Source organism: Paraburkholderia nodosa DSM 21604 (assembly GCF_000519185.1).
Classification (GTDB): Bacteria; Pseudomonadota; Gammaproteobacteria; order Burkholderiales; family Burkholderiaceae; genus Paraburkholderia; species Paraburkholderia nodosa.
The window spans coordinates 1-5,344 of record NZ_JAFA01000100.1 but is presented as its reverse complement, the minus strand read 5'-3'; the positions used below and the strand labels follow the sequence as shown (position 1 = coordinate 5,344).

Genomic DNA, 5,344 nt, shown 5'->3' with positions numbered 1-5,344 from the left:
TTGCCATGGCCTGGCCTTCGCTGGCGAACGGATCATCAGGCAAGGCATGGCCGCAGGCTGAGAGCGCTATGACAGCGCCAATCGCCAGTGCGGCGCTGCGCAGGGTTAACGTCGAGCGCGCCAGTGCGATATTGGACAACGTAAGGAAGCGGGAGCTGACTGCGGGGAGCTTGTGGATCACGTCCCGGTGATACGCCCGCCGCTCTGGCATGGTTGGCAGGTCCGCCATAGGCTCACTCGTGGATGTCGTGGGAGACGCGGCCCGTACAACAGGACTGCAATAGTCAGAAAGGCCGCACGTTGTCGAGCCATTTCAGCCCGTAATGCGCTTATAGCGCGGGGCGGATGCAACCTCAATTGGTCGAAGGTCGAAAGTGCTGTGCTTGCTGATAGAGGGCAAGACTATCGAGGCGTTGGGGCGCTCTTAAGTTCTGACTCGCAGTCAGGCGCCCCTGCTGCCCGCCGGTGAGTTGTTTGACGGGCCAAAATGAAAAACCCCGTAAGTCATTGACTATACGGGGTTTTTAATTCGTTCCTGGCGGAGAGAGGGGGATTCGAACCCCCGATAGGCTATTAACCTATACACGCTTTCCAGGCGTGCGACTTAAACCGCTCATCCATCTCTCCGGCGGGAGGCGAATTATAGCAGACTCCGCGCGCCGGAGGAATGCGCTCGCGCCGCCCCTGGCACGATCTGCGCTTTGCAAAGTCGCTCGCACCCCCTAAGCAACGCAGAAATCGTTCGTTCCCCGCTTGCTGGGCGTTCCGTAACGTTGCCGCACCGGCCTTGCAGCCGCCTCGCAAGGACCGCGTAGCGACAATCACCACACGCAACGGAACGCCCCGCATGAACAACAAAAACGCCTCTCTCACACGCCGCCCGCTAACCGCCGCTCTCGCGCTCGCCTTCGCCACATCGGTGGCCACAATCGCCACGAGTGCCCACGCGCAAAGCAGCGTCACGCTGTACGGCATCGTCGATGCCGGCCTGGCCTACGTGCCCAACGCCCAGGGCGCGAACGGCCAAAACCAGTCCACGCTCGTCAAGCTGAGCAGCGGCAATCTCTCGGGCAGCCGCTGGGGCCTGCGCGGCAGCGAGGATCTGGGCAACGGCCTCGCCGCCATCTTCCAGCTCGAAAACGGCTTCAACGTGGGCACCGGCACGCTCGGGCAGGGCAGCCGCGAATTCGGACGCAAGGCGATCGTCGGTCTCGCCAGCACGACGTGGGGCACGCTCACGCTCGGCCGCCAGTACGATCCGCTCGTCGATCTCGTGCAACCGCTCACCGCGGACGGTCCGTTCGGCGGCGTATTCGGCACGCCCGGCGACCTCGACAACTACGACAACAGCCTGCGCGTGAGCAATTCGGTCAAGTACGCGAGCCCGCTCGTCGCAGGCCTGCAGTTCGAGGCGCTGTACGGCTTCGGCGGCGTGGCCGGCGCAACCGGCAGCGGCCAGACATACAGCTTCAGCGCCGCCTACTCGAACGGGCCGCTCTCGCTCGCGGCCGGCTATTTCTTCGCCAACGGCGGCAGCACGCTCACTTCCGGCGTGCGCACCTGGACGAGCAGCTCGGATAGTCTCTTCAACACGGTCATCAATCAGGGCTTCGCAAGCGCAAGCTCCATCCAGATCGTGCGCGCCGGCGGCAGCTATGCGGTGGGCGCATTGAGCTTCGGGCTGGCCTACTCGAACACGCAATACGCAAACGATGCGTACTCAACCTTCCACCAGACCGCAATATTCAACAGCGGCTCGGCGTTCCTGAACTACCAGATCACACCGGCGCTGCGCGCGGGCGCGGGCTACAACTACACGTCGCTCACGGGGCCGTCGTCCGCACACTACAACCAGGTGAACCTCGGCAGCGATTACTCGCTCTCCAAACGCACCGATCTCTACGCGCTCGCCGGCTACCAGAAGGCGAGTGGCCACACGCTCGACGCGCAGGGTTCGAGTGTCGTTGCGCAGGCATCGATCGGCGACTTCGGCGTGAGTTCGGGTGCCGACAATCAGGCGCTCGTCGTAGTGGGGATCCGTCACAAGTTCTGAGTGCGCCGGGAGACCGGCAAGGAGTAGGTGGTGAAAGTCCACTGCGATGAAGGAGTAGCGAACCACATCGGCCCCGAGCCGTGCGCAGGTCACCGTGAGGTGGTCGGCGAAGCGTCGGCAGGGGAGCGTGCGGGCCAGCCATTGAGCCGCGATAGTTGTGTATATCCCGGATGCCGACTCGGTTTAGAACGCGGAAGGCAACACGAAGGGGCGCGTGAGCGCGAGCACCCCTGCGATCCGGCGTGGTCGAAGACCCTGGCACGTACGGACGCTCTTTGCACGGGAACCGGGAGATCTCTCGTCCGGCCAGTCGCAGCACGGCTGGTCCGCATCGGGAAGGCGAGGAGCCGTAGCCGATGATGAACGGTCGAGAGAAGTCAGACTCCGCCATAGTAGCGAGGAAGCCTGCGAACAACGTCGGGAAACCGGCTGCGGAGTGGGCGGAGCCAAGGGCGGGGACCAAGGGAAACACGGGTCAGCAACGCACGCGCCGGGCGCAGAACCGGGCAAGCGTGTCACAGGGGCTGGAACGTGTACGGCAAGCCGCAAGGCAGCGGAAGAAGGAGCGGTTCATCGCGCTTTTGCATCACGTCACTGTCGACCGGCTCCGGGAGTCGTTCTTTGCGCTCAAGCGCAATGCGGCTCCGGGAGTGGATGGCATGACATGGCGGTACTACGAGGCAGGACTGGAAGAGCATCTCCAGCGTTTGCACGCGCAGGTACACAGCGGAGCGTATCGGGCATTGCCTGTTCGGCGGCAGTACATACCCAAGCCGGACGGTAAGCAGCGCCCGTTGGGGATTGCCGCACTGGAGGACAAGATCGTCCAGCGCGCGGTGGTTGATGTACTGAACGCGATCTACGAGGGGGATTTCCTCGGGTTCTCGTACGGGTTCCGGCCCGGGCGCAGTCAGCACGATGCGCTGGACGCGTTGGCGACAGCAATCACCAGCACCCCGGTGAACTGGATTCTGGACGCCGATCTCAAGAGTTTCTTTGACTCGGTCAGCCAGGAATGGCTGGTCCGTTTCATTGAGCACCGGATCGGCGACCAGCGCATCATCCGCCTTGTGCGCAAATGGCTCAAGGCGGGCGTACTGGAAGATGGAGAGCTCAGCGTCAGTGAGACGGGTACCCCACAGGGATCAGTGGCATCACCGCTGTTCGCGAACGTGTACCTGCACTACGTCTTTGACCTCTGGGCCCAACGGTGGCGACGGCGCGAAGCCAAAGGCAACGTCATCATCCTGCGATACGCAGATGATGTTGTTGTTGGCTTTGAGCACGAAGCTGACGCGCGGCGCTTCTGGGATGCGATGCGTCAGAGGTTGGAGGAGTTCGCGCTTGCGCTACATCCGGACAAGACAAGACTACTGGAGTTCGGCCGCTACGCAGCGGTCAACCGCCGGAGTCGCGGTCTTGGCCGGCCGGAGACCTTTGCGTTTCTGGGCTTCATCTTTATCTGCGGCAAATCGCGTCGTGGCGCTTTCCAGCTTCAGCGAAAGACCCGGGGCGATTGCATGCGGGCGAAGCTCAGGCAGATCAAGGAGGAGCTTCGGCGACGCATGCACGATCCGATTCCTGTGCAAGGGAAGTGGCTTGGGCAGGTGGTGCGTGGCTATTTCGCGTACCACGCAGTCCCCACGAACTCGCGCGCGCTTGGCGCGTTCCGTTATCACGTCGTTGATCTCTGGCGGCGCGCGCTCCGGCGTCGCAGCCAGAAGGATCATATGACGTGGCCACGGGTCGAGAGGATCGCGGATGCCTGGCTCCCTCAACCTCGCATTCTTCATCCATGGCCTGATCGGCGCTTTGCCGTCAAGCACTCAAGGTAGGAGCCCGGTGCCTAAATTGGGCACGCCGGGATCTATTGGTATGGACGCCCCCACCCACAAACCGGTGGCCGCGACGTGTCATAGTGGAGCGGAAGGTTGCAAACCATACCAAGAGGAGCGTCCGGCAATGAAGATTACGACCGTAGGTATCGACTTGGCAAAAAATGTATTTCAGGTGCACGGTGTCAACGAGCATGGCAAGACCGTGCTGAGGAAACAGCTCAAGCGCGACCAGGTGGCGGTCTTCTTCGCAAACCTCCCGCAGTGTCTGATTGGCATGGAGGCCTGCGGAAGCGCCCATCACTGGGCGCGCAAGCTGCGCGGCCTGGGGCACGATGTGAGGCTGATGGCGCCGCAATTCGTCAAACCGTACGTAAAGACGAATAAGAACGACGCGGCTGACGCCGAGGCTATTTGTGAAGCGGTTGGCCGGCCAAATATGCGTTTCGTGCCGATCAAGAATATCGAGCAGCAAGCTGTGCTGGCGCTGCATCGTGTCCGCCAGGGGTTTGTAAAGGCTCGGACAGCGCAATCCAACCAGATCCGTGGACTGCTGGCCGAATTCGGGCTCGTCATTCCGCAGGGCATCGCCCACATTGCCACGCGTGTGCCAGACCTCATTGAGGATGCAGACAATGATTTGCCGGGCTCGTTCCGTCTGTTGGTGCAACGCCTACTGGATCAGTTGAAGGAGTTCGATCGTCAGGTTCATGAGATCGAGAGTCAGATCGTCGCGTGGCATCGCATGAACGACGATAGCCGTAAGCTGGCCAAGCTGCCAGGAATAGGGCCGATTACGGCCAGTGCGATGGTGGCCTCTATTGGCGACGCCAAGAGCTTCAAGAGCGGTCGACAGGTAAGTGCCTGGCTTGGGCTGGTGCCCAAGCAAAACTCCACTGGCGGCAAGACCGTGCTGCTGGGGATGAGCAAGAGAGGAGATTCGTATCTGCGGACGCTACTGATTCAGGGAGCGCGTTCAGTGATCTACGCGGCGCAGCGAAAGGAGCGTCCAGACGGTTGGCTGAGCAGGCTACTCAAGCGTCGCAACACGAACGTGGCAGCGGTTGCATTAGCCAACAAGAATGCTCGCATTATCTGGGCATTGCTGTCCAATGGCCGCGAATTCCGCGCCGACTACGCGACGGCTATCGCCGTCGCGTAGTCGGCGCGGCTTGAAGTAGTCAACGTAACCCCGCAGAACAGGAGCTCTCTAGATTGCTCAGGTGATCATGAATTGATGGCAAAACTGGTAAGACCGTGGCCACGGAAATCTGACCCGCACAGCGTGCCTCGAGCACACGGATCTATTGAGAACTTGGCCAGCGGATTCCATCAGGGACAGCGGCAACGCCGCACCGAAAGTCCGGATGTATGAGTGCAATCTCTACCTTCGAGCCGTCAAAGACTGAAAGCTTGGCAAACTGGGGGCGTCCATGTATGTGCGGGGGGTGTTCAG

4 protein-coding genes and 1 tRNA gene are annotated in these 5,344 nt (G+C 61.6%); 3 read left to right on the top strand and 2 right to left on the bottom strand.

All coding sequences use genetic code 11. From position 1 onward, the window contains the following. Both A3CW_RS49855 and A3CW_RS0143955 read right to left on the bottom strand, forming a co-directional pair. Positions 1-229, bottom strand: a 229-nt coding sequence (locus A3CW_RS49855; protein WP_035515868.1) for a hypothetical protein, incomplete at its 3' end; no start/stop codon positions are given. Between the two features lie 307 nt (positions 230-536). Then, positions 537-627, bottom strand: a tRNA-Ser gene (locus A3CW_RS0143955). A 220-nt stretch (positions 628-847) separates the two neighbouring features. On the opposite strand from A3CW_RS0143955, the gene A3CW_RS0143950 reads away from it, so the two are divergent. The 3 genes from A3CW_RS0143950 to A3CW_RS0143940 all read left to right on the top strand — a co-directional run bounded on the left by A3CW_RS0143950 (position 848) and on the right by A3CW_RS0143940 (position 5,050). After that, complete coding sequence (locus A3CW_RS0143950) at positions 848-2,053, top strand: porin (RefSeq protein ID WP_081772112.1); 1,206 nt, start codon at positions 848-850, stop codon at positions 2,051-2,053. A gap of 356 nt (positions 2,054-2,409) precedes the next feature. Beyond that, a complete protein-coding gene (ltrA, locus tag A3CW_RS0143945; RefSeq protein WP_154678236.1) occupies positions 2,410-3,888 on the top strand; it encodes a group II intron reverse transcriptase/maturase in 1,479 nt (492 codons plus the stop codon). 127 nt (positions 3,889-4,015) lie between these two features. Next, entirely contained in the window at positions 4,016-5,050 is a 1,035-nt protein-coding gene (locus A3CW_RS0143940; RefSeq protein ID WP_028208285.1) for an IS110 family RNA-guided transposase, read from the top strand. The last annotated feature ends 294 nt before the right edge of the window (positions 5,051-5,344 follow it).

Coding starts and splice junctions, on each gene's coding strand:
- A3CW_RS0143950 (WP_081772112.1), top strand. CDS start 848: ATGAACAACAAAAACGCCTCTCTCACACGCCGCCCGCTAACCGCCGCT.
- ltrA (WP_154678236.1), top strand. CDS start 2,410: ATGATGAACGGTCGAGAGAAGTCAGACTCCGCCATAGTAGCGAGGAAG.
- A3CW_RS0143940 (WP_028208285.1), top strand. CDS start 4,016: ATGAAGATTACGACCGTAGGTATCGACTTGGCAAAAAATGTATTTCAG.